This is a genomic window from Rhodococcus sp. IEGM 1408 (assembly GCF_033142235.1).
Taxonomy (GTDB): Bacteria; Actinomycetota; Actinomycetes; order Mycobacteriales; family Mycobacteriaceae; genus Dietzia.
The window spans coordinates 136,440-157,567 of the sequence record NZ_JAWLRW010000007.1; the positions used below are offsets into that span (position 1 = coordinate 136,440).

General features: G+C 70.9%; 18 protein-coding genes. 11 read left to right on the forward strand and 7 right to left on the reverse strand.

Features of this window, described 5'->3' with window-relative positions:
• Window positions 1-7 precede the first annotated feature (7 nt).
• The gene (locus R4P08_RS12560) at window positions 8-727 is read right to left on the reverse strand and encodes a hypothetical protein (RefSeq protein ID WP_317814232.1); all 720 of its coding nucleotides are present in this window, start codon (window positions 725-727) and stop codon (window positions 8-10) included.
• 42 nt (window positions 728-769) lie between these two features.
• Between R4P08_RS12560 and R4P08_RS12565 the strand changes: the two genes are divergently transcribed.
• Genes R4P08_RS12565 through R4P08_RS12575 form a run of 3 tightly spaced genes read left to right on the forward strand, consistent with a single transcriptional unit; the run spans window position 770 to window position 2,975 of the window.
• A complete protein-coding gene (locus R4P08_RS12565; RefSeq protein ID WP_317814233.1) occupies window positions 770-1,309 on the forward strand; it encodes a hypothetical protein in 540 nt (179 codons plus the stop codon).
• Between the two features lie 20 nt (window positions 1,310-1,329).
• The gene (gene pheA, locus R4P08_RS12570) at window positions 1,330-2,346 is read left to right on the forward strand and encodes a prephenate dehydratase (protein ID WP_317814234.1); all 1,017 of its coding nucleotides are present in this window, start codon (window positions 1,330-1,332) and stop codon (window positions 2,344-2,346) included.
• On the forward strand, window positions 2,343-2,975 hold the full coding sequence (locus tag R4P08_RS12575; protein ID WP_317814235.1) for a histidine phosphatase family protein: 633 nt from the start codon (window positions 2,343-2,345) through the stop codon (window positions 2,973-2,975). The genes pheA and R4P08_RS12575 overlap by 4 nt, the downstream gene beginning before the upstream one ends.
• Before the next feature lie 52 nt (window positions 2,976-3,027).
• Here the strand turns inward: R4P08_RS12575 and R4P08_RS12580 are convergent, their stop codons facing one another.
• Window positions 3,028-3,372: a metallopeptidase family protein gene (locus tag R4P08_RS12580; protein WP_317814337.1), complete on the reverse strand. Its 345-nt coding sequence runs from the start codon at window positions 3,370-3,372 to the stop codon at window positions 3,028-3,030.
• 2 nt (window positions 3,373-3,374) lie between these two features.
• Entirely contained in the window at window positions 3,375-4,490 is a 1,116-nt protein-coding gene (locus R4P08_RS12585; protein ID WP_317814236.1) for a septum formation family protein, read from the reverse strand.
• 142 nt (window positions 4,491-4,632) lie between these two features.
• Here R4P08_RS12585 and R4P08_RS12590 point away from each other — a divergent pair, with 142 nt between their 5' ends.
• The gene (locus tag R4P08_RS12590) at window positions 4,633-4,980 is read left to right on the forward strand and encodes an ankyrin repeat domain-containing protein (protein ID WP_317814338.1); all 348 of its coding nucleotides are present in this window, start codon (window positions 4,633-4,635) and stop codon (window positions 4,978-4,980) included.
• Between the two features lie 81 nt (window positions 4,981-5,061).
• Window positions 5,062-6,324, forward strand: a complete 1,263-nt coding sequence (gene serS, locus R4P08_RS12595; protein ID WP_317814237.1) for a serine--tRNA ligase — start codon at window positions 5,062-5,064, stop codon at window positions 6,322-6,324.
• A gap of 105 nt (window positions 6,325-6,429) precedes the next feature.
• On the opposite strand, the gene R4P08_RS12600 is transcribed toward serS, so the two are convergent.
• The gene (locus R4P08_RS12600; RefSeq protein WP_317814238.1) at window positions 6,430-7,008 is read right to left on the reverse strand and encodes a PaaI family thioesterase; all 579 of its coding nucleotides are present in this window, start codon (window positions 7,006-7,008) and stop codon (window positions 6,430-6,432) included.
• On the opposite strand from R4P08_RS12600, the gene R4P08_RS12605 reads away from it, so the two are divergent.
• Both R4P08_RS12605 and R4P08_RS12610 read left to right on the forward strand, forming a co-directional pair.
• Window positions 7,009-7,815 carry a lysophospholipid acyltransferase family protein gene (locus R4P08_RS12605; RefSeq protein WP_317814239.1) on the forward strand — a complete coding sequence of 269 codons (807 nt, stop codon included), beginning with the start codon at window positions 7,009-7,011 and terminating at the stop codon, window positions 7,813-7,815.
• The gene (locus R4P08_RS12610) at window positions 7,812-8,690 is read left to right on the forward strand and encodes an HAD family hydrolase (RefSeq protein ID WP_317814240.1); all 879 of its coding nucleotides are present in this window, start codon (window positions 7,812-7,814) and stop codon (window positions 8,688-8,690) included. Before R4P08_RS12605 ends, R4P08_RS12610 begins: the two co-directional genes overlap by 4 nt.
• Window positions 8,691-8,877: 187 nt before the next feature.
• Here the strand turns inward: R4P08_RS12610 and R4P08_RS12615 are convergent, their stop codons facing one another.
• Window positions 8,878-10,956, reverse strand: coding sequence for an N-acetylmuramoyl-L-alanine amidase (locus tag R4P08_RS12615; protein ID WP_317814241.1), 2,079 nt, complete (start codon window positions 10,954-10,956; stop codon window positions 8,878-8,880).
• 377 nt (window positions 10,957-11,333) lie between these two features.
• Here R4P08_RS12615 and glf point away from each other — a divergent pair, with 377 nt between their 5' ends.
• On the forward strand, window positions 11,334-12,533 hold the full coding sequence (glf, locus tag R4P08_RS12620; RefSeq protein ID WP_317814242.1) for a UDP-galactopyranose mutase: 1,200 nt from the start codon (window positions 11,334-11,336) through the stop codon (window positions 12,531-12,533).
• 25 nt (window positions 12,534-12,558) lie between these two features.
• Here glf and R4P08_RS12625 read toward each other — a convergent pair whose 3' ends face one another.
• Window positions 12,559-13,827: a hypothetical protein gene (locus tag R4P08_RS12625; RefSeq protein WP_317814243.1), complete on the reverse strand. Its 1,269-nt coding sequence runs from the start codon at window positions 13,825-13,827 to the stop codon at window positions 12,559-12,561.
• Between the two features lie 61 nt (window positions 13,828-13,888).
• On the opposite strand from R4P08_RS12625, the gene R4P08_RS12630 reads away from it, so the two are divergent.
• A complete protein-coding gene (locus tag R4P08_RS12630) occupies window positions 13,889-15,322 on the forward strand; it encodes a DUF5129 domain-containing protein (RefSeq protein WP_317814244.1) in 1,434 nt (477 codons plus the stop codon).
• Between the two features lie 563 nt (window positions 15,323-15,885).
• Here the strand turns inward: R4P08_RS12630 and R4P08_RS12635 are convergent.
• Window positions 15,886-16,653: a peptidylprolyl isomerase gene (locus R4P08_RS12635; protein ID WP_317814245.1), complete on the reverse strand. Its 768-nt coding sequence runs from the start codon at window positions 16,651-16,653 to the stop codon at window positions 15,886-15,888.
• A gap of 183 nt (window positions 16,654-16,836) precedes the next feature.
• Here R4P08_RS12635 and R4P08_RS12640 point away from each other — a divergent pair, with 183 nt between their 5' ends.
• Window positions 16,837-18,855, forward strand: coding sequence for a hypothetical protein (locus R4P08_RS12640; protein ID WP_317814246.1), 2,019 nt, complete (start codon window positions 16,837-16,839; stop codon window positions 18,853-18,855).
• A 186-nt stretch (window positions 18,856-19,041) separates the two neighbouring features.
• A complete protein-coding gene (locus R4P08_RS12645; protein ID WP_317814247.1) occupies window positions 19,042-21,048 on the forward strand; it encodes a glycosyltransferase in 2,007 nt (668 codons plus the stop codon).
• The last annotated feature ends 80 nt before the right edge of the window (window positions 21,049-21,128 follow it).

Here is a 21,128-nt window from a genome sequence, read left to right on the forward strand (position 1 = left end):
CGGTGGGTCACTCCGGCAGCCGGACGTCGTTGACGATCCGGTCGATCCAGCGGGTCCCGGGGGCTGACTGCTGGGACTCCGTCACGTACGCGATCCACCAGCGCTCGTTCTCAGACCCGAACACCGCGGCGTAGACCAGCCCGCCCGCAGACGGGTCCGCGGGCGCCTCGGGGACGACGACATACGAGACGGCTGCCCCGTCCCCAGCGTCATTTCGCACCTCGGTCGTGCGCTGTTCGTCGCGCGAGCCGGTGACCCCCATGACATACAGCTGGATGATCTCCGCCAACGCTGTCGCGGCGCCCTGGTCGTCGGCGATCGCCGCGGCGGCGATACCGGGCTCGAGAACACCCGCCAGGATGCGGGTGTCGCGAGCGCGCCCGGAACCGACCGGCACCATCTGAACCGTGCCGAACTCCGGTTCGTCGATGATCTTCCACCCCACCGGAACGGAGATCTCCAGACCGGAGGCCTCGTCCAGGTGATGGTGACCGAGCAGCGTGGAGTCGCGGGGCAGGACCGACGCGGGATCCGTCGCCACCGCCACGATCAGGAGGGCGACGAGGAGCGCCAGCGCCACGTGGATCGTGCGCGGACCGCTCTTCTCCTCCGGGGTCAGGTGAGAGGCGTCGGGGGCCTCGGGAGCACCGTCCGTGGCGGGGGTGGAGTCGGCCGCGGAGCCGGAGTCGGAGCCGAGGGCGGGGGCGGGAAAGTCGTCGGAACCCATCGGGGGAGAGAGTAGCAACGTCGGCGGTGTAGACCTGTGGGCATGACGGTCTCGCTCGAACTGCTCAGCCGCGGTCCCTCCCGCCCCGACCTCTTCGAGGACCTCGTGGTGTCCGGTTCCGGTCTCGCCGCGACGCTGTCCCGGTGGTCAGTGCCGGTGCCCGTGGACGTGGCCCCGGACCCCGACACCGGTCTGCCCGGACTCGACGCGGTCGCCGAGGTGTTGGCCGCCGGCACCGCGGCGGTGGTCGACGTGGCGCCGGGTCTGGCCGGGCCGGGGCCGGCCGCCGACTGGTTGGTCGACCTGCTGGCCGTCGCCGCGCACTCCGGTGTCGGCTTCGGGTCGGGACTGGCGCCCCGGTGCACCGACGCCGGGCAGATCTGGGCGCTACTCGCGGGGGCGGTCGCGGCCATGACGGGGGGTGACGTGCGCGCGGCACTGGCCTCCCCGGACCCGGCCGCGCTCGTCGCGCTCCCGAGGTCCGCGCGCGAGGCGATCCGTGACGTCGTGACGTGCGCTGTGGTGCCCGCCGGCGTCGAGGAAGAGGTGGCGGCGGACCTCGCGTCGGCCGGGCGTTCCTGACGCTGGCTAGTCTTGTCGTCGTGGTCACCGTCGCCTACCTCGGCCCGCCCGGAACCTTCACCGATGCCGCCCTGCACCGTCTCCGCGCCGACGCGCGCATCTCAGCGCTGCTCGACGGGGCCGAGGCCGTCCCGGCCGGCACGCCGGACGAGGCGTTGGCCCTGGTCCGGGAGGGTGCGGCGGACTACGCCTGCGTGCCGTTCGAGAACTCCGTCGACGGCACCGTCAACCCCACCAGCGATGCCCTCGCGGTGGGGCGGCGGCTGCAGATCTTCGCCGAGACCGAGCTCGACGTGGTCTTCTCCATCCTCGTCCGACCCGGCACCGCCGCCGCGGACGTCCGGGTCCTGCGGACCCACCCGATCGCCGCCGCACAGGTCCGTCGCTGGGTTGCCGAGCATCTGCCCGGAGCGCGTGTCGAGACCACGTCCTCCACCGCCGCGGGGGCAGAGGAGGTGGCGGCCGGGAGCGCTGACGCCACCGCCGCACCCGCCCGCGCGGGCCAGATCAACGGCCTCGTCCCGCTCGCGGAGGACGTGGCCGACGTGCGCGGGGCCCGCACCCGGTTCGTGCTGGTGGGCCGCCCCGGGTCTCCGCTCGAGCGCACCGGTCACGACCGGACCTGCGTGGTCTTCGGCCTGCCGCACGAGCCCAACTCGCTGGTCCAGGCGCTCACCGAGCTGTCGATCCGGGGCATCGACCTCACCCGGATCGGCTCGCGACCCACCCGCGTCGAGCGGTTCACCTACCTCTTCCACGTGGATCTGGTCGGCCACATCGACGACCCCGTGGTGGCCGAGGCGTTGGCGGCGCTGCACCAGCGGACCGCCGACCTGCGCTTCCTCGGATCGTGGCCCGTCGCGGACGGCGTCGGCGCGGGCACGGTCCCGCCGGACCGCGCCGAGGCGCTCGACTGGATCGAGGGCCTCCGGCACGGGGCTGTCGAGAGCCCGGATGTCGAGGCTGTCGAGTCCCCGGATGTCGGGAGCCCGGTCACTGGGCACAGGGCCGGCAAGCACCGGGCGGACGACCGATGAGCGCCCGCCTGCACCTGGTCCGCCACGGGCAGACCCCGTCGAACGTCGCCGGGGCGCTGGACACCGCGCTGCCCGGCGCGCCGCTGACCGAGCTGGGGCGCGAGCAGGCGCGGATGGTCGGCGCCGAACTGGCCGGCTCCGGGATCTCCCCGTCGGTCATCCTCAGCTCGGAGGCCGCCCGCGCCCGCGAGACGGCCGGGCTGATCGACGACGCGATGGGATTGACCACTCAAGCGGTGCCCGGCATGTACGAGGTACAGGCCGGCAGTTACGAGATGCGGACCGGCGAGGAGGCGCTGTTGGCCTACAACCGGGTCGTGCGCGACTGGCTGGAGGACGGCGACCTGGCCTCGTGCCTGCCCGGGGGCGAGAGCGCGCTGGACGTGCAGGACCGGGCGATGCCCGTGATCTCGGAGCTGCGGGAGAGCTACCTCGACAACGGTATCGACGTCGTGCTGGTGGTCCACGGCACGCTCATGCGGATGATCGCGGTCTTCGCCGGGGCCGTGCCCTCCCAGTGGGCGCTGGCCAACCGGATCCCCAACTGCGGGGTCATCGAGCTCGCGCCGGACGGCGGCGGGTGGTCGTGCGAGCGGTGGGGCGACCACCTGGGGCGCCCGCAGTTCTGACGGGCCGGCTCAGCCGCAGCCCAGCTCCAGGCCAGCTCAACCCAGCCCCAGCTCAGCCCCAGCCCAGCGCGTGCAGGGTGTGTTCCTCGATCCCGAAGTGGTGGGCGATCTCGTGGATGACCGTCACCGCCACCTCGTGGATCAACTGCTCCTCGGAGGAACAGAAGTCACAGAGCGCCCCCCGGTAGATCGTGATGGTGTCCGGGAGGAAGCCACTGTAGGTGGTGTCGCGCTCGGTCAGCGCCACCCCCTCGTACAGGCCCAGGAGGTCGGCCTCCTCGGGATGGCGGTCGGCGATGAGGACCACGACGTTGTCCATCGCGGCGAACAACGCGTCCGGGATGGAGTCCAGCGCGTCGTCGACGAGTGACTCGAACCGCGCCTCGTCGACGACCATGCTCACGGCGTGCCGCCCGGGACAGGGACGGACACCGTCCCGGATCCCGGGTCAGCCGCGGCGCCGGGCGCCCCGGCCGGTGCGCCCGGCGAGGGGATCTGCGTGGTGGTGGGCGCGACCGGCGTGGCGCCGTCGATCAGCACGCCCTGCCGCGCCGAGCCCCGCAGTACCGCGAACGGCCCGGGATCGGCGGCCTTCATCAGCCCGCAGTTGACGGTGCGGCTGCCGGTGGCCCAGGAGACCTGGGAGATCGGGTTGACGAGCGTGGAGATGAGAGTGGATTGGCGCAGTGCCTCGGCGTCACCCAGGTAGTCGGCCCCGTCCGCCAGACAGGCCTCCGCGGTGAGTTCGGACTGCACCCGCGGCTCGGGCGGGAAGGGCGACTCCGGGAAGACCCCGGTGACGTCGAGTTCGGAGACGACCTCGATCGGGTGGTCCGCCGAGCACGGCACGGGCGCCCCGGGCAGTCCGGTGTCGGTGAAGCCCAGGCAGGTGCCGGCCTCCCACCGTCGATGCTGATCCGCTTCCGCGAACACCCCGGTCGAGGTGGCGGACCGGCCGTCGAGCTCGGCGGCGGCCACTCCGCACAGCACGGTGTGGTCGCCCCTGGTCCAGCCCTCCTCGGATGGCGGGACGACCAGCCCGGTGAACCGCCCCGCGGCGTCGACCTCGCGTCCGCCGGCGTAGCGGCTGATGAGCGGGAGACACCGGTCCGTGCCCACAGGGGCCAGGTCCGCCTTGTCCGGCAGGGGCGTCTTCTCGCCGAAGCCCGGGATTCCGATGAGGTCGAGACGGCCGGCGACCTCGAAGCGGTGGGGCTCGGCGCAGTCGACGGTGGTGAAGGCGGTGACGCGGTCGGCGGCATCGACCGACCAGGTCAGGCACGTCCCGGGTGCGGCGTCCGCGTAGGCGGGACCGGAGAGCGTCCGCGGGTCGACCTGCGGGACGATCGCCGAGATGCGCTCGGCCGCGGGCGAGTTGGGGTCTCCGATGGCCGAGGCCATGAGCGCACCCGTCACCGCCCCGCCGGACAGGATCGCGAGGAGGGAAGCCATGACCGCGCCCCGGGTGCGGAGTAGGGACCGACCCCGGTGAGACGATCGGGTGGTAGTGGTCATCGCAACCATGATGCCGCAAGTTCGCCGTGCCGATAGGATCAAGGGCATGAGCGGACAGAACCACGACGAGGCGAGCGGCCCGGACGGCAACGTGCGTGCACCGCGGGAGGGCGTCGACCCGGAAGTTCTCGAGTTCGCCCAGATGCTCTTCCAGCTCGCGCGCGACGGTGAGACCGAACGCCTGGCCGCGTACGTCGACGCCGGGGTGAGCCCGGACCTGACCAACGAGCGGGGCGACGCCCTGCTCATGCTGGCCTCCTACAACGGGCACCCCGAGACCGTCCGGGCACTGGTCTCCCGCGGCGCCGATGTCGACCGCTCCAACGACCGCGGCCAGACCCCGCTCGCCGGCGCGGTGTTCAAGGGTTACGGCGAGGTGGTCCGCGTTCTGTTCGAGGCGGGCGCCGATCCGTACGGCGGAACCCCCACCGCGGTCGACACGGCCCGCATGTTCGAGAAGGACGCCTTCCTCGAACTCTTCGGCGTCTGACCCTGGCCGGGCGGATCCGCTGCTCTCCCGCCACGCGGTGGCGGATTCGGGTGGTGGGACGCGGCCGCTAGGCTGGGCGCCGTGATCGATCTCAAGCTGCTCCGCGAGAATCCCGACGTCGTCCGCGACTCCCAGCGCACCCGCGGCGAGGACCCGTCGCTGGTCGACCGGCTCCTCGCCGCCGACGAGTCCCGCAGGTCGTCGATCTCCGCGGCGGACAACGCGCGCGCCGCGCAGAAGGCCCACGGCAAGACGGTCGGGCAGGCCTCACCCGAGGACCGCCCGGCGCTGTTGGAGGCCGCGGGCGCCCTCAAGCAGGCGGTCAAGGACGCCGAGGAGGCGGAGAAGACCGCCGCGGCCGAGGTCGACCGGATCCAGCGGCTGCTCTCCAACGTCGTCGAGGAGGGGACACCCGCCGGCGGCGAGGACGACTTCGTGGAGATCGAGCGGATCGGCGAGATCCCCACCTTCGACTTCGAGCCCAGGGACCACCTCGAGCTGGGCGAGAGCCTGGGGCTGCTGGACATGGAGCGCGGCGCCAAGGTCTCCGGCGCGCGGTTCTACTTCCTCACCGGCGACGGCGCCCTGCTGCAGCTGGGCATGCTGCAGTTGGCGGCGCAGAAGGCCACGGCCAACGGCTTCACGCTCATGATCCCGCCGGTCCTGGTGCGTCCGGAGATCATGCAGGGCACCGGGTTCCTGGGCGCGCACTCCGACGAGATCTACCACCTGGCCGACGACGACCTCTACCTGGTCGGCACGTCCGAGGTCGCGATGGCGGGCTATCACCAGGGCGAGATCCTCGACCTGTCGGACGGACCCAAGAGCTACTGCGGCTGGTCGTCGTGTTTCCGCCGCGAGGCCGGCAGCCACGGTCGGGACACCCGCGGCATCATCCGGGTGCACCAGTTCGACAAGGTCGAGATGTTCTCCTGGTGCAAGCCGGAGGACGCGCACGACGAGCACCTGCGTCTGTTGGCCCTCGAGAAGGAGATGCTGCAGCTCATGGGCCTGCCCTTCCGGGTGATCGACATCGCCGGCGGCGATCTGGGCTCGTCGGCCGCCCGCAAGTACGACTGCGAGGCGTGGGTCCCCACCCAGGGCACGTACCGCGAGCTCACGTCCACCTCCAACTGCACGACGTTCCAGGCCCGCCGGCTGGGCGTCCGGTACCGGGACGAGAACGGGAAGCCGCAGACGGCCGCCACACTGAACGGCACGCTGGCCACCACCCGCTGGCTCGTGGCGATCCTCGAGAACCACCAGCAGGCGGACGGCTCCGTGGTCGTGCCCGAGGCGCTGCGCCCGTTCGTGGGCAAGGACGTCCTGCGGCCGTCCCGCTAGTCCTCCCGACGGGCGCCCAGGACGACGACGAGGTCGTCGTCCGCCCGGCGGGCCGATGCCGGAGCGGCTGCCGCGACCGCCGCACTGCTGGCTCCGGAGTGGAAGTCAGGGGCGGAAGAGCATCATCACGCCGCTCGCGCTGGCGCAGGTCCGGCCGTCGGTGTCCAGGACCTTGGCCTGCACGACGCACGTCGACCGACCCACGTGCTCGACCTCCGCGTGGATCACCGCGGGGGTCTTGTCCAGCCGGAGCGCGCGGAGGTAGCGCACGGTGAGGTCGAGCGTGCTGTAGACCACGCCCTCCTCTACAACCGTCGCCGTGGCGTAACCGAGCGCCGAGTCCACCCAGCCGGACACGATCCCGCCGTGCACCGTGCCGCCGTTGTTCAGGGCCCACTCGGCGGGCTCGGCGGTCATGGTGACCGCGCGGTCGTCGACCGACGTGAGCTGCAGTCCGAGCGTGAGCGCACCGGGGGAGAGGTGGCGCTCGCCGTCGATGACCCGCTGCAGGGCGTCCGGACCCGCGTGCGGGGTGCGCGCTCCGCCGGTCGGCAGCGGCGGCCAGGAGTAGTGGCGGCTGTGCGCCGCCGGGTCAGCCGGATCGGAGCGCGAGTTGTCATCCACGTCACCGAACGTACCGAGAGCGAAGCGCAGCGGTCGGGGCGGGCCGCTACGCTGTTCCACGTGGAGTTGCTCTATACGGGGATAATCGGGTTCGCCCGCACGCTGTTCAAGGTCCAGGGACTGGACATCACGATGCGGGGGGAGAGGAATTTCCCTGCCACCGGCGGTGCGGTGGTGGTGATCAACCACACCGGCTACTTCGACTTCGTCTACGCCGGGATCCCGGCGCGCGTCCACAAGCGGTTCATCCGCTACATGGCCAAGGCCGAGGTGTTCGATCACCCGGTCGCCGGGCCGATCATGCGCGAGCTCAAACACATCCCCGTGGACCGCACGGCCGGTAAGGCGTCGTTCGACGAGGCCGTCGCGCGGCTCCGGGCGGGGGAGCTCGTCGGGGTGTTCCCCGAGGCCACCATCAGCCGCAGCTTCGAGATCAAGGGTTTCAAGTCGGGCGCGGTGCGGATGGCGCTCGAGGCGGGCGTCCCGATCATCCCGGTCACCCTGTGGGGATCCCAGCGGGTGTGGACCAAGGGACTGCCCAAGAAGCTGCTGCGCCCCCGGGTCCCCATCCTGATGGAGGTCGGCGAGCCGATGCAGGCCTTTGCGCCCGCCGAGGACTGCACCGAGGAGCTCCGCTCGCGGATGCAGGCCACCCTCGAGGGCCTCCGCGACGAGTACGCGCGGCGCTACGGTGCGTATCCGACCGGGGCCGCCTGGGTGCCCGCCCGTCTCGGTGGGTCGGCCCCGACCCTCGAGGAGGCCACCGCACTCGACGAGGCCGAACACGCCGAGCGCATGCGCCGGCGAGCGCAGACGACGGACGGCGGGGACGCCCCGGAGGGACCGGCGGGTCCGGACGCCCCGTGAGCCCCGAGCGACCGCTCCTCGTCGCCACCGATGTCGACGGAACGCTGATCGACCGACACGAGCGCATCCCGGAGGCCAACCGGGCCGTCATCGCGGACCTGGTGTCGGATGGCGCCACGTTCGTGCTGGCCACCGGGCGCCCCCCGCGGTGGCTGTCGCAGGTGGTCGAGCAGCTCCCCGTGGCGCCCCTGGCGGTATGTGCCAACGGCGCGGTCATCATGGACACCGCCAGCGGCGAGTACCTGAGCACCCGGCTCCTCGACGCCGACGCGCTGCAAGCGATCGACGAGGTCCTCCGCGACCGCCTGCCGGGCAGCGGGATCGCCGCCGAGCGACTGGGCACCGACGCCGCCGACCCGCAGTTCGTGGCCAGCCCGGACTACGAGCACGCCTGGATCCATCCCGAACACCTGGAGGTCGGTCACTCCGAGGTGCTCTCCCAACCCGTCCTCAAACTGCTGGCCAGAGTGCCGGGAATGCCCAGCGCCGACATGGTCGCCGCACTGCGGGGGGAGTTGTCCGACCTCGCCGACGTCACCTACTCCACCACCGACGGACTGATCGAGTTCGCGGCGCGGGGAGTGACCAAGGCGAGCGCGCTGGTAGAGGTCGCCGCAGGACTCGGACGAACCGGCGACGGATGGCCGGGGGCCGCGCCCCCACCCGGCGCGGTGCCGAGAACGGTCGCCTTCGGCACAGTGCCGAGAACGGTCGCCTTCGGCGACATGCCCAATGACCTCGAGATGCTGCGCTGGGCCGACCACGGGGTGGCGATGGGCAATGCGATCCCCGCCGTGCACGCCGTCGCCGACGAGATCACTCTCAGCAACGACGAGGCGGGACTGGCGCACGTGCTGCGCCGCTGGTGGAACTGACCCCGCCAGCACGGCGGGGGTGATCAGTCGGGATCACGCGGGAGCGGATCACTCGACAAAGAGGGCGCGGACCGGTCCCCGCCACTTCCCCGGTGTGCCCGCCGCCCCCTGGCTGGGAGCGGCGGGCACACCTGATGGGACCCGGCCCGCGAGTCTGGTCGGCCGACGCCTGGGCGTCGGCCGGGGATCAGGGGTTCGGCTCGACCGTGAGCTCCTTGGTGGCCGGGTCGAAGACCAGCGTGCCACCGACGAAGCGCTGGGCGATCGTGCCGTCGTCGCGCGTGGTCTCCGCGGACACCGGCAGTCCCAGTGGTCCGTCCTCGAAGCCCTGGGAGGCCCAGGCGTCGCCGATCGCGCCCCACACGGGGTGGGTGCCGGTCTCGGGGGAGGAGTACAGAGCGCCGTTCTCGTGCTTGACCAACGAGACGTTGCCGAACTTCTGGACCCCGGAGAGCACCTTGCCCAGGGGGCCGGCGAACTGCGAGGCGAGCTTGGCAAAGTCCCCGCCGAGCAGGCCCTCGACGGAGCCCACGTCCACACCGACCGCGTCCTGCACCGATCCGGCGTCGAACGGGATGTCGGCGAGAGTCATCCCGCCGGTGAGGATCCGGGTCAGCTCGGCGGGGTCCAGCCGGCCGCCGGTCAGCACGGTGCGCAGCGCGGAGGTCACCGCGTCCCTGATGTTGCCCTGGCTGAGACCGGGGATGGTCGCGCCGCCGGTGCCCGGCCGGGGTGCCGACCAGCCGGGACTGGTGGCCGGGGGAGTGGGGTTGGACGGAGCGGGAGACCCGCCGCCGGACTTGGCGTAGGAGGCCGCGATGTCGCGGATCTGGCCCATCTTGGCGTAGCCCGCGTTGCCGGGGCACGAGGTGTTGCCGGTGTCGCGATGGGCGAAGATGTTGGGCAGCCGGACGGCGGCACCGGCCGGGTACTTGGTGTACGAAGTGCCCTCGGAGTAGTGCGTGCTGGTGCCCTTGGGGTCGACTCCCGCGAGGGACAGCCGCCAGCCGATGACCTCGCCCACCTTGCGGATGGTGGCGTCCGGCGGGGTGACGGTGGAGTAGTCACCCATCATCGAGATGCCGAAGGTGTTGCCGTTGAAGCCGCCGGCGTGGGCGCCCTGGACGTTGCGGGTGAGCCCGCCGCGGCGGCCCTCGAAGGCCTGGCCGTACTTGTCGACCAGCACGTTGTAACCGACGTCGCACCAGCCCAGATTGCGTGCGTGGTAGACGTAGATGCCCCGCACGACGCTGGCTGAGCCCTCGCGCGTGTAGTTGTTGCTGCCGGCCGTGTGGTGCACGGTGGCGGCGGCCAGCGAGTCGTCGTAGGTGGTGCCGCCGCAGCGCATCGACTCGTCTGCGCCCCAACCGCCCCGGGTGATGATCGAGGGCTGCTTGGCGGCGATGTTGCCGTTGACCCCGGTGCCGCCGTTGGCGGAGACGTCCCCGAACGCCTCGGCGTCGGGGGTCGGCGCGGCGTCGGGGGAGAGCAGGACGGCGGTGACGGACTCGGGGTCCAGGTCGGTGGTCTCGGCCACCGGTTTGATGTCGGCGAAGCGCGTCGGGATCGGCGGGACCGCATCGGCGGAAGGCCGCGCCGGCTCCGCGACGGACGGCTCGGCAGCGGGAGCCGCGACGGACGGCTCGGCAGCGGCGGGCGCGGCGGTGCGGGTGGCCGCGACGTCGCGCCGGGCCGGGCCCTCGGCCTCCCCTGCAGCGGGCTCGGTCGCAGCGGGCTCGGCCTCGGGCGCGTCTGCCAGCGAGGTGTCGGCGAGGTCGACGCCGGAGAGCTTGATCTGGACGACGGTGGCGTCGATGCCCAGGTAGACGGGCTCGGTACCGCCGGTTCCGGTGGTGCTCTCGCCCGTGTCGTCGACGGCCTCGGCCTCGTACCAGGGGCCCCACGCGCCGTCGGCGGACCTCGCGCGCATGGCCGCGGTGGCGTCGGGGTGGTGGCCCTTCCAGGTCACGCCGACCATCGAGAACGGGGTGTCGGAGGTGACCTCCTTGACCGGTGCGCTCCCGGCCGCGATGTCGGTGTCCACGCCGACCGCCGATGGGGCGCCGGACAGCGGGACCGTGGTCTCGCCTGTCGGGGAGGCGGTACCGGCCTCGCCGGCGGTGGCCGCGATGTCGCCGGAGGACTCGACGAGGTGGTCGGCCCCGTACACGGCGAGGGGGGTGACCACGGACGCCGCGACCGTCACCGCGAGGGCGAGGGTACGGCGTCGACCGCTGGCGTACAGGGGGCGGCGTCGTGTTCTCAAGGGCTTCTCCCGATCAGGTGTCTGTGTTCCGCGGTAGTGAACCGCAGGGCACTTCTCCCCGGCAGCCGTTACGAGAGCGACAGCTGGGACGAATGTGACGAACGAGGTCAATGGTAGCTAAGAAACGCGTGAAACCAAGTGGTACAGATGTGATTTTTGGGATCACATTCATGTGGTTTCGAACGGATATACGACGACGAGATCGCCCGATGCGCCCGCCGAGCACCTGCGCCGGGTTCCAGAGGGGCTCTCCTCGTCGTCGTCTGGTGTGGCCTGGAGGCCGCGCGCACCCCCGACCGATACCCTTGGACCCGGACCCGCGCCGACCGGCGCGTGGACGTGTGCGAAGCAGTGACGGCTACAGGAAGGCTCCAGCGATGGCGGACGAGCGGCAGTGGGGGACCTACGACCTGATCGTGGTGGGGTCGGGATTCTTCGGACTGACGGTCGCCGAGCGGGCCGCGGCCGAGCTCGGCAAGCGCGTGCTGGTGCTGGACCGCCGCCACCACATCGGCGGAAACGCCTATTCGGAGGCCGAGCCCGAGACCGGGATCGAGATCCACAAGTACGGCGCGCACCTGTTCCACACCTCCAACGAGCGGGTCTGGGAGTACGTCAACCGCTTCACCGACTTCACCGGGTACCAGCACCGTGTGTTCTGTATGTACAAGGACACGGCCTACCAGTTCCCCATGGGCCTGGGCCTGATCAACCAGTTCTTCGGTCGCTACTACTCGCCGGACGAGGCGCGGAAGCTGATCGCCGAGCAGGCCGCGGAGTTCACCGCCGAGAGCGCGGCCAACTTCGAGGAGAAGGCGATCTCCCTGATCGGCCGCCCGCTGTACGAGGCGTTCATCAAGGGTTACACCGCCAAGCAGTGGCAGACCGACCCCAAGAACCTGCCCGCCGGCAACATCACCCGCCTGCCCGTGCGCTACAACTTCGACAACCGCTACTTCAGCGACGCCCACGAGGGGCTGCCTGTCGACGGCTACACCGCGTGGTTGGAGAACATGGCCGCGGACGAGAAGATCGACGTGGTGCTGGACACCGACTGGTTCGACGTCTCGGACGCGGTCCGCGCCGCGAGCCCCGACGCGCCCGTGGTCTACACCGGGCCGCTGGATCGCTACTTCGACTACTCCGACGGCGAGCTGGGCTGGCGCACCCTGGATTTCGAGACCGAGGTCCTGCCCACGGGCGATTTCCAGGGCACCCCGGTGATGAACTACAACGACGCGGAGGTCGAGTACACCCGCATCCACGAGTTCCGGCACTTCCACCCCGAGCGCAAGAACTACCCCACGGACAAGACCGTGATCATGCGGGAGTTCAGTCGGTTCGCCGAGCGCGAGGACGAGCCGTACTACCCGATCAACGAGTCCACCGACCGCGAGAAGTTGGCCGCCTACCGCGACCGCGCCAAGGTGGAGACCGCCGAGAACCGGGTGATCTTCGGCGGCCGCCTGGGCACGTACCAGTACCTGGACATGCACATGGCCATCGCCTCCGCGCTGACGATGTTCGACAACACCCTGGCGCCGCACCTGCGCGACGGGGCGCCGCTCGAGGCCTGACCGCGCCTGACCCTGCCGGAATCCACTACCCGGTGAGGGCGCGGACCGTCTCGGGGCGCTGCGCCGCGTGTACCAGGGTGGGCTTGGCCTCGCCGAGGTGCTCGAGCACCGGGGTGACCGAGGACCAGAAGCGGCTCAACGAGCTCAGCCCCTCGTTCTCCGCGCGGGCCTGTTCGCGCGCGGCCCGGGTGTCGTCGGAGCGGGTCGGGTGGTGGGCGGCGCGCTTACCCTCGATGCGGTCGTCCTTGCGCTGCGAGATCACGTAGCCGAGGGCGAACGCGATGCTCCGCGGCATCCGGCCGGTGAGCAGGACGTGGGCCTCGGGGTAGTCGTCGAGGACCTGCTCCACCGCGCCGGAGAGTTCCTCCACCAGCCGCGCGAACGAGCGCCTGTCGATCTGCCGCCCGCTCGCACCGGGGTACCAGCGCCCGGCGGGCATCGCCCAGGGGCGGAGGGTCTCCACGCCGCCGTCGGTTGCGGTGGGGCCCACGACGACGACGAGGTCCGCCGCGTTCCGCAGCGGGTGCCCGGCGTCGGCCTCGGACACGGCTCCGCCCCCGTCGAGCTGGAGTGAGAGCCATACGCGACCCACCGCCGTCCGGTCGGCGGGCGGCGTCCCCAGGGTGACCATGGTGAGTTCGGAGTCCGGCCGACTCCGGCGTGAGCGCCACCGGCGCTCGGCCCACATGTCGTCGCCGTCGTCGAAGTACACCGTCCGCACCCCGGTGTCACCACCCGGCCGGCGGCGCCTGCGGGCCTCGGTCGGCAGCTCGGCCAGGTGGGTGCGCTCGCGCAGGAGGGTGTCGTACCCGACAGCAAGTGCGGCTGGGAATGCCAGGTTGGGGGCCAGGACGTAGCCGGTCGCGTCGTCGTCGTCGTTCATCGCCCGCTCGAGCTCGTCCGAGATGTGGTCGACCTCGCGCCGCAGGTCCACGACCTCGTAGTCGGTGCCGAACCACCCGGTCGCGGAGCGGAAGTCCAGGCTCCGGGCGTTGGCCACGTCCACCGCGGCGCGCATCCGGTCCGCGCTCTCGGCCGGGAGCAGGCGCAGGTAGTAGAGGGTGCCGTTGTGGGTGATGAGCCACGCGCGCACCGCCATCGCCACGATGAGCGCCAGCAGCGTCCCGACGAGCCAGCCCAGTCGCGAGGGGGACGTGCACGTCTCGGACCACAGGTCCGGGACCGACGAGATGGTGCACGCCGCGTCGCGGGTGATGAGGTCTTCTGCCACCAGACCGCCGAACGCGGTGGTCAGCGCGACGGTGATCGCGATGAGCGTTTCCAGGATGAACACCCGCGTCAGATTAGCGGTCGGACGAGCGACGACGACGATTCGCCGCCCCTAGAGTGGGCCCATGACCAGCTCGGTGTCCCGCGTCCCTCGCCTCCCACTCGTGGTGCTGTTCGGCATCGCGGCCCTGCTGTTGCTCCTGCTGCCACTCGCCCCGGCCGGCGCCCAGGCCCCGGCACCCGCCCCCGCTCGGGCCCCGGCCGTCGGGGTCGGCATCACCGACCGGGCGGGAGTGCTCTCGCCCGGGGACCAGGACCTGCTCCGGGGCGAGACGGAGCGCATCGCGTTCCCGCCGCAGGTGCGGCAGGTCGAGTACCTGGTGTTCGACGACGGGGGCGAGAACCTCAACGACACCACCGAGCGCTTCGCCCAGTCCGAGCGACCGGAGCTCGTGTCGGAGGACAAGGAGAAGTGGGCGGCCGGGACGCTGATCGTGGCCAACGACCCGGAGGCGGAGAAAGTCGGCATCTACTGCGGCGACGACGTCTGCGTGGCGCTCGACCTCTTCGAGGGCAGCCACCTCGACGGCTCGCTGGAGGCCATGAAGGATCCGATGCGGCGGGAGAACTACGCGGTCGGCCTGCTCGCGGGCGCACAGGCGGCGGCCGACCCGACCGTGGTGGCCCCGGAACCCGAGGGCGCGCCGTCGTGGCTCCCCTGGGCTGTCGGCGGGGCGGGGGTGGTCGGCGCGGGCGCGATCGGTGCCGCCGTCGCGGCGAGCAGGAAGAAGAAGGCGACGACGGCGAGGGAGCGCTACGACCGGGTCTCCCGCGAGTACGGACGGGTCGCCGGAGAGCTCGACGGGCTGGACATCCGCGCCAACTCGCTGCGCTCCAAGCTGGCCGACGACGAGCTGCGGTCGCAGTGGGCGGACGTCCGGGACCGCTTCCTCGCGCTGGACACCGTGATGGGCCGGATCGGTGACCTGCGACCGGAGTCCAAGGATGCAGAGTTCCGCGAGAAGGCCGCCGACATCGAGACCGCCCACACCACGGTGGACCAGATGGAGACCGCCGAGAAGAACATCGACCAGCTCTTCCGCATGGAGCAGGGCGACGCCGACGTGCGCCGTCGCCAGCTCGGAGAGCTCCACCAGGACATGCTCGCCGCCGCGCTGGGAACGAAGGACGAGCGGCTCGCCGCCGAGGCCAGGGCCCTCGACTCGCGCGCCGACGAGCTCTCCCGGGACACCGCGGCGCCCGACTTCATGGACCGCTACGCCCGGCTGGTGGTGGACTACCGGATCGTCGTCGAGGCGATCCGGGCCCGCGAGATGTCGGATGTCGAGGCGGCCGAGGACGCCGGCGACCGCCACGCGCCGAGGTTGTACGACCGCGACTGGCGCGCGGGCTACGGCTACAACGGCTTCGTCCCGTTCTACGTGGTCTCGAGCTGGCATTCCCACGACGTGCAGGCTGCCGAGGCAGCGACGAGCTCCACCAACACGGGTTACTCCAACGCGTCGTTCTCCGGAGGAGGGGGATCGAGCGGCTACTGACCTGCGTCGGGGCGCGCTCCTGCAGGCATCGCCCGGCTGAGCGGCAGAGTGCCGGAGCCATGCCGCTGCCGTGTCCCCCGACGTAGCAGCAGCGCACGTGCCCCGACCCGCGCTCCCTCTTTGACCTGCGCTGCCGGAACGCTCGATTCCTGCCGGGGTGCGCTGGCTGAAGGGACCAGAGTGCCAGCGTAGGACGAACGGGCAGCGTGTCCGGGAGGGGTCGTGCTGGCCCTCTGTCCGCCCAGTCGCGTTCCTGCCGTCGCCGTGACCCCTCGCGGCAGAGGGCCAGCGCACTAGCCTCGGCTCGCGCTGCGTCTTTGACCTACGCGGCCGGAATGCCCGGTTCAGGCCGGGGTGCGCTGGGCGACTGGACCAGAGCGCCAGCGCCGGGCGAACGGGCAGCGTATGCGGCGGTGCTCGCGCTGGCGGAATGCCCGTACGGCCGTGTTCCCGCCGGCTGCGCGGCGCCGCCGGGGACCGGAGGCCCCGGCTGGCCGCGCGGGGGATCGCCTCCAGCCCCTAGCCTCTCGGCCAGCTCGGCCAGCTCGGACCGCTCAGTCCGCTCAGCCCTCGACGATCTCGACCTTCTCGATCGTGTGCAGCGTCTTGGGGGTGCCCTGCGAGCTGCCGTCAGCTTCGATCGCGGTCACGGTCTCCATCCCCTCGGTGACGGTGCCGAAGAGGCTGTAGTCCGGTGACAGGGAGACGCCGGACTCGCCGGTGACAACGAAGAACTGCGAACCGTTGGTGCCCGGGCCGGCGTTGGCCATGGCCATCGACCCGACCTGGTACTCGCCGTCCGCGGGGAGCTCGTCGGCGAACTCGTAGCCCGGGCCGCCGCTGCCGGTGCCCTGCGGGTCGCCGCCCTGGATCATGAAGCCGGGGATCACGCGATGGAATCCGATGCCCTCGTAGTACTTGTGGCGGGCCAGGAACACGAAGTTGTTCACCGTCGCGGGGGCCTTCTCCTCGAGCAGGTCCACGGTGACCTCCCCGGCGTCGGTGGTGATGACGGCGCTGTAGTCGACGCCGGGGGTCAGGCACATCGGCGGGGCCGAGGTGAACGAGGTGGCGCGCTCGGTCGCGCCCTCGGCTGGCGGGCACTCGGCGGCGACGGCCTCAGTGGACTCCGAGCCAGCCGTCTCAGAGGCCGCGGTCCCGGAGCCGGCCGCTTCGGATCCGGCGGTGGTCGCGGTACCGGTCGCCGAGGCGTCCTCGGCGGGGGAGTCGTCGGCACCGCACCCGGCGAGCGCCAGGGGCACGGCGAGGGCGAGCACCCCGAGGGCGGTGCGGACGGTCGGGCGGCGGCGGGCGGATCCGGTGAGGGACATGAGGTCAACCTACTGGGTCGGCGGCTTCGCGCGGGACCTGGTCCGGACGAGAGGACCCAGAATTCCGGACGAGCGCGGACTATCCGTAGGTGATGCGTGACCATCTTGGTGTGTCGTCACATAAGAAGAAAAGGGGACTTATACTGTCAGCTGTCAAGTGAATCGACCAGATGAACGGTGTGCATGCTGACCTTCGAGGAATTGCGCGACTCCGTGCTCCCACTCCCGACGCGGGACGACGGGTATCGGCGGGTGCTTATGTTGGGGACGACCGGCGCGGGCAAGACAACTGTGGTCAGGCAGCTGCTCGGGACGAACCCGCGCACTGAACGGTTCCCGTCCACGTCCACCGCGAAGACGACGGTCGCCGACACGGAGATCATCCCGCGCGACGAGCCCTTCTTCCGTGCGGCTGTCACCTTCATGCCCCGCGACGAGGTCGAGGATCATTTGCTTGACAACGTGGTGGCCGCGGCCCAGGCGGTGTACGAGGGTGCCGGCGACGACGTGGTGTACATGAAGCTTCTCGACCATGAGGGACAGAGGTTCCGGCTGAGCTACCTTCTTGGCCGTCCGCTCGTGGAGGACGACGACGATGTCATCGATGACGTGATCGATGACGACATCATCGAGGACGATCAGACGGGTGCCGTCGACGCCACCGGAGACGAGATCGCGGAGATGTCCCTCGCTGCGGGAACCGGCCTCGTGGAAGTCGACGTCTCGAGGTCGCGCGAGGTCATGGATCACGCGGTGGCCAAGGTGCGGACGATGGTCCGGTCGATCCTCTCAAGACCCGACCTTGCCGGGGCCGTACAGAGCGACGAAGACGCCCTGTACGAGGCGCTCCAGGACGCGGTCGCGGAGTCGGTGACCACCGGTCATGTCATCGCGATGGTCGTCCACGAAGTGACTAGTCGGTTCTCGGCACTGTCGTTTGGCGACCTGACGTGGGACAACGAGGGCTGGCCGCTCATGTGGACCCAAACCTCCGCCGACCGGGTCCGGTTCCTCGGGGAATTGTCCACTTTTTACGGCAACTCCGCGACCGGCTTCGGTCGCCTCCTCACCCCGGTGGTCAATGGGATCCGCGTGAGCGGTCCGTTCGTCCCCACGTGGTCCGACCGACCCCTCCGCCTGGTGATCGTGGACAGCGAAGGGCTGGGACACACCCCCTCGTCCATTTCGTCGCTCTCGTCGTCGCTGGTGCGGAAGGTGGGACACTGCGACTCTGTTCTGGTCGTGGACAACGCGCAACAGCCGATGCAGGCCGGGCCTCTCGCGGCGTTGACCCAGATCGTTGAGTCTGGAAGCGTCGGCAAGCTGCATCTCCTGTTCACCCACCTTGACGGCGTGACGGGAGCGAACCTCACCGGTTACTCCGCGCGGACCGCGCACGTCCGCGAATCGGTGGAGAACGCGCTCACGAGTATCGAGTCGGCAGCCGGGGCACCCGCCGCACGTGCCTTGCGTAGACGTCTGGACTCGTCCGTCTACTACGCGGGGCGGCTCGACCGGTTCCTCACCTCCAAAGACGTCTTCGGGCGTAAGGGGGCGGCGGAGTTTCTGCGTCTACGTTGCGAGCTGGAGGGTGACGAACCGGTAAGCGATCACGGAGACGCCGAGATAGTCGTCGCCCGCAAGGGGGTGGTCATCGCCGTGGAGAAGGCGACGGCTAGGTTTCAGGAGGAATGGCTCGTCCGGCTGGGCGTGGAGAGGCCGGCGCCCGCAGGCGACCTCCGAGCTGAACATTGGGCGAGGATCAAGGCGCTCAACCGCCGGATAGTCGGCCGGACCGACGTCGAGTACCGGGATCTCAAGCCAGCCGGCGACTTCCGGCGCGCGCTGCAGAGTGTCCTGTACGCGATGCTTCAGAACCCCGTGCGCTGGCAGGGGCAACCCGTGTCCGAGGAGGAGCGGGGCGAGGTCGTCGATACGATCGCGGTGGCGTTGACTGACAAGGTCGTCGAGCTCGCCGAGAAGCAGATCATTCTCGACCGGATGGAGGCGTGGGATGTGGCGTGGGCCCTGGCGGGCAAGGGGTCGGTTGCCCGTCGCGCGCACCTCCTCGCCGCGGACGTCATCAGGAGCGGTGCCCCGATTCCGACGGCCGACATGTCGTCCGGAGCGACCGAGCTGGTTGATGCCGTCGAGCGCCTCCTTGAGGAGATCCGTGCGGACCACCATCTTGCGCTCGAATAGGAGCGCACCCGCTTAGATCGCGTGGACGGTCTGGCGGTTGAGATCGCAGCCCGTGGGAGCGTGGTGCGCGGGCCGCCGCGCCGGCGCCGGGTACGATCGACCCGGCTTTCGACTAGCGGATCGCGACACGCGTGACGCGGGACAAGGGCGGACATAGAACGGCCGTCGGGACGGGGACTCATCCACATGCCACACCACGGCCACCACGAACTGGTCGACGAGGTCGAGCGGTCGGTCGCCGGTCTCGCGGACCCGCTCGGCCGGGAGTGCCTCCAGCGGATCATCCTGCCCCGCGCCGGTGAGCCCCTGGACGTGCGCTCGCTGTACCTCACCGAGGCCTCGACCAACGCCCGCCGCGCGCACTCGGCCAGCCGTACGACGCTGAGCGTCGGCGCCGACTCCGAGGTCTCCTTTGCCACCTACTTCAACGCGTTCGCCGCGGCGTACTGGCGGCGCTGGACGATCCTCGGCGACGTGGTCCTGCGGCTGACGATCCGCGGCGCCGGCCGGGTGGACCTCTACCGGTCCAAGATCGACGGCTCGCGCATCGCCATCAGCGGTGACGTGGTGGGGGAGCCGGGCGAGGCGGGGGCGGACCGGGTGACGACGGTCGAGTTCGTGTGCGACCTCGGCCCGTTCGAGGACGGCGGTTGGATCTGGTTCGACCTCACCTCGGACACGGACGTCGAGCTGCTCGCCGGTGGCTGGTATTCCTCCGTGGATGCGCCCGCGACCCGCCCCGACGCCGGCCCGGATGGCGCGCCCGACCCGTCGGTGCAGGTCCCCAACGACCGCCGGGTGACCATCGGCATCCCCACGTTCAACCGCCCGGGCGACGCGGTGGCCGCCCTGCGTGCGCTCACCTCCGACCCCGAGGTGGACGCGGTCATCGACGCCGTGCTCATGCCTGATCAGGGCAACCGGAAGGTGCGCGACGAGCCCGGATTCGAGCAGGCCGCCGAGTACCTGGGCGACCGCCTCCGGATCTTCGACCAGCCCAACCTCGGTGGCTCGGGCGGGTACAGCCGCATCATGTACGAGGCCCGTCGGCTGACGGACTCGCCCTACATCCTGTACATGGACGACGACATCGAGATCGAGCCCGACTCGATCCTGCGGGCGCTGGCCTTCGCCCGCTTCTCGACCGTGCCGATGCTGGTCGGCGGCCAGATGCTCAACCTGCAGGAGCGCAGCCACCTGCACACCATGGGCGAGGTGGTGGGCGCCCACGACTTCATGTGGACCGCCGCCCCCCACGCGGACTACGACTACGACTTCTCCCGGTACCCGCTCACGGACCGCGAGAACCCCAAGGACCTCCACCGCCGGATCGACGTGGACTACAACGGGTGGTGGATGTGCCTCATCCCGCGCGTGGTCGCGGAGAAGATCGGCCAGCCGCTACCGCTGTTCATCAAATGGGACGACGCCGAGTACGGACTGCGGGCCCGCCGGGCCGGCCACCCCACGGTGTCCATGCCGGGCGTGGCGATCTGGCACATGGCGTGGTCGGACAAGGACGACGCCATCGACTGGCAGGCCTACTTCCACCTGCGCAACCGCCTGGTGGTGGCCTCGCTCTACCACGACGGCGACCACAAGGGCATCATGCAGTCCAGCCTCAAAGCGCTGGTCAAGCACCTGGTGTGCCTCGAGTACTCGACGGTGGCCATCCAGATCGAGGCCATCCGGGACTTCCTGCGCGGCCCGGAGGCGCTCTACGAGCTGCTGCCGACCGCGCTGCCCAAGGTGCGGGGCATGCGTGCGGAGTTCCCCGACGCCGTGGTCATCCCGTCGGCCGTGGACCTGCCCGCCCCCTCGGGCGGGCCGGCCGGGATCCACACCGAACCGCGAGGCAAGGCCGGCAAGGTGGTCGCGCTGGCCAAGGGCCTTATCCACACCCTGAGTCGCGACGACAAGGCGCACCACGACGTGCCGCAGGCCAACTTCCCGCCCGTCGAGGCGCGCTGGTACTCGCTGAGCAGGATCGACGGCGCCACCGTCACCACCGCCGACGGACGCGGCGTGGTCTACCGGAAGCGCGACCGTGACCAGGCCGGAGCCCTGCTCAGGGAGTCGGTCGCCGTGCACCGCGAGCTCTACCGCCGATTCCCCGAGATGCGCCGCCGCTACCGTGACCAGCACGCCGAGCTCGTGACCAAGGAGGCCTGGAGCCGTGTCTTCGACGCCTGATCCCAGCAACGCTGCCGCCACCGGGGCCGCCGACGTGAATGACGACGTGCACGACGACGCCGCCACCACTCCGACGGTCG

What these genes read in the sequence shown, in the direction of transcription:
- R4P08_RS12560 (WP_317814232.1), bottom strand. Translation starts at nt 727, where the DNA reads ATGGGTTCCGACGACTTTCCCGCCCCCGCCCTCGGCTCCGACTCCGGC.
- R4P08_RS12565 (WP_317814233.1), top strand. Translation starts at nt 770, where the DNA reads ATGACGGTCTCGCTCGAACTGCTCAGCCGCGGTCCCTCCCGCCCCGAC.
- R4P08_RS12575 (WP_317814235.1), top strand. Translation starts at nt 2,343, where the DNA reads ATGAGCGCCCGCCTGCACCTGGTCCGCCACGGGCAGACCCCGTCGAAC.
- R4P08_RS12580 (WP_317814337.1), bottom strand. Translation starts at nt 3,372, where the DNA reads ATGGTCGTCGACGAGGCGCGGTTCGAGTCACTCGTCGACGACGCGCTG.
- R4P08_RS12585 (WP_317814236.1), bottom strand. Translation starts at nt 4,490, where the DNA reads ATGACCACTACCACCCGATCGTCTCACCGGGGTCGGTCCCTACTCCGC.
- R4P08_RS12590 (WP_317814338.1), top strand. Translation starts at nt 4,633, where the DNA reads ATGCTCTTCCAGCTCGCGCGCGACGGTGAGACCGAACGCCTGGCCGCG.
- glf (WP_317814242.1), top strand. Translation starts at nt 11,334, where the DNA reads ATGGCGGACGAGCGGCAGTGGGGGACCTACGACCTGATCGTGGTGGGG.
- R4P08_RS12630 (WP_317814244.1), top strand. Translation starts at nt 13,889, where the DNA reads ATGACCAGCTCGGTGTCCCGCGTCCCTCGCCTCCCACTCGTGGTGCTG.
- R4P08_RS12635 (WP_317814245.1), bottom strand. Translation starts at nt 16,653, where the DNA reads ATGTCCCTCACCGGATCCGCCCGCCGCCGCCCGACCGTCCGCACCGCC.
- R4P08_RS12640 (WP_317814246.1), top strand. Translation starts at nt 16,837, where the DNA reads ATGCTGACCTTCGAGGAATTGCGCGACTCCGTGCTCCCACTCCCGACG.
- R4P08_RS12645 (WP_317814247.1), top strand. Translation starts at nt 19,042, where the DNA reads ATGCCACACCACGGCCACCACGAACTGGTCGACGAGGTCGAGCGGTCG.